The organism is Streptococcus parasanguinis, from assembly GCF_001578955.1.
Taxonomy (GTDB): Bacteria; Bacillota; Bacilli; order Lactobacillales; family Streptococcaceae; genus Streptococcus; species Streptococcus parasanguinis_U.
The window spans coordinates 79,427-81,251 of record NZ_KQ969690.1; the positions used below are offsets into that span (position 1 = coordinate 79,427).

General features: G+C 39.6%; 3 protein-coding genes. All 3 read left to right on the plus strand.

From position 1 onward, the window contains the following. Window positions 1-520, plus strand: a 520-nt coding sequence (locus tag SPADD19_RS04205; protein WP_164905836.1) for a hypothetical protein, incomplete at its 5' end; no start/stop codon positions are given. Window positions 521-687: 167 nt separating this feature from the next. Next, window positions 688-1,380: a phosphoglycerate mutase gene (locus SPADD19_RS04210; protein WP_003012031.1), complete on the plus strand. Its 693-nt coding sequence runs from the start codon at window positions 688-690 to the stop codon at window positions 1,378-1,380. A gap of 160 nt (window positions 1,381-1,540) precedes the next feature. Next, window positions 1,541-1,825 (plus strand): class I tRNA ligase family protein (locus SPADD19_RS04215; protein WP_164905837.1); only part of this gene is annotated, 285 nt, incomplete at its 3' end.

A 1,825-nucleotide genomic window follows, 5' to 3' on the forward strand; every position in this document is an offset into this window, starting at 1 on the left:
AGGAAAAATAAAATTTAATCATCAGTTATTGCGTCAGCTTGGCTTATTTACGGCCTATGTTTTGACCTTATTGATGTCACCGTTTTATACATATCAAAAAATAGGGGAGAATGATTCGGCACAGTTTACGATTTTCCTAGGTGAACATTCTCTCTACAATGCCAAAGAGTTTGAAGGCCTCATCCATTCTTATTTCACGACGTCACTTATTATTCTTTTTGTCCTACCAGTACTTGCTATTTTTGTAAAATATCTCCTAAATAAAACAGGCTATCCTTTGCTGGCGCATCTTCAATCACTGTTAATTTTTGTAGCCTGTAGCATTATTTTAATCTTTACCATGTTTTCTATGACTGTTCAAATAGACCTCCTACGGTTGGAATGGGGATTTTATTTATGTCAAGCCTTCTATTGGATTTTTATCCTCAGAGAGTGGTGGAATGTCAGTGGGATTGTTTATAGACGAAATCATCCTTCAGAAGATGAAAGAGCAGAAGAGAAGGAGCAATCGGCAGAATAAACCTATTTCAACGAAACATTCCTCATTTTTCAAACCAGAGCCGTCAGGCTCTTTTTTGTGAGAAATTGCACTTTTCTATGGTCGCCACTAGATTTTTCACTGAAAATCTAGTAGAATAGAATAGATAAACGGGGGAAACCTCGGAGAATAAAAAGGAGATCCATCTAATGGTAAAATTGGTTTTTGCTCGCCACGGTGAGTCTGAATGGAACAAAGCTAACCTTTTCACTGGTTGGGCTGATGTTGATTTGTCTGAAAAAGGTACACAACAAGCGATCGACGCTGGTAAATTGATCAAAGAAGCTGGTATCGAATTTGACCAAGCTTATACTTCAGTATTGAAACGTGCGATCAAAACTACTAACTTGGCTCTTGAAGCTTCTGACCAATTGTGGGTTCCAGTTGAAAAATCATGGCGCTTGAACGAACGTCACTACGGTGGTTTGACTGGTAAAAACAAAGCAGAAGCTGCTGAACAATTTGGTGATGAACAAGTTCACATCTGGCGTCGTTCTTACGATGTATTGCCTCCTGCAATGGACCGTGATGATGAACACTCAGCACACACTGACCGTCGTTATGCTTCACTTGACGATTCAGTGATTCCAGATGCTGAAAACTTGAAAGTTACTTTGGAACGTGCTCTTCCATTCTGGGAAGATAAAATCGCTCCAGCTCTTAAAGACGGTAAAAACGTATTCGTAGGAGCACACGGTAACTCAATCCGTGCCCTTGTAAAACACATCAAACAATTGTCAGACGACGAAATCATGGATGTGGAAATCCCTAACTTCCCACCATTGGTATTCGAATTTGACGAAAAATTGAACGTTGTAAAAGAATACTATCTTGGTAAGTAAGATAGCAGGATTTGTTATCAATCATAGAAAGCTGACTTCGGTCAGCTTTTTTGCTTGTCTTCCTTAGATCCTAGCTGGTTTTGGGTTTTCAGGGTCTCCTAAAAATGTTATAATAGAGTGTTACTAAATTGGGTTCCATTAGCCCTGAAAGGAAAAGAAAATGACAAAATCATTCTACATCACAACCCCTATCTATTACCCATCTGGTAAATTGCATATTGGTTCAGCTTATACAACGATCGCCTGTGACGTCTTGGCGCGTTACAAACGCATGATGAACTACGATGTCTTCTACCTGACTGGTCTCGATGAGCATGGTCAAAAGATCCAACAAAAAGCAGAAGAAGCTGGGATTACGCCACAAGCTTATGTAGATGGGATGGCAGTTGGAGTGAAAGAACTCTGGCAATTACTCGATATCTCATATGATAAATTCATCCGTACG

Bases quoted from the DNA above. Each gene is read 5' to 3' on its own strand.
- SPADD19_RS04210 (WP_003012031.1), top strand. From the start codon at position 688: ATGGTAAAATTGGTTTTTGCTCGCCACGGTGAGTCTGAATGGAACAAA.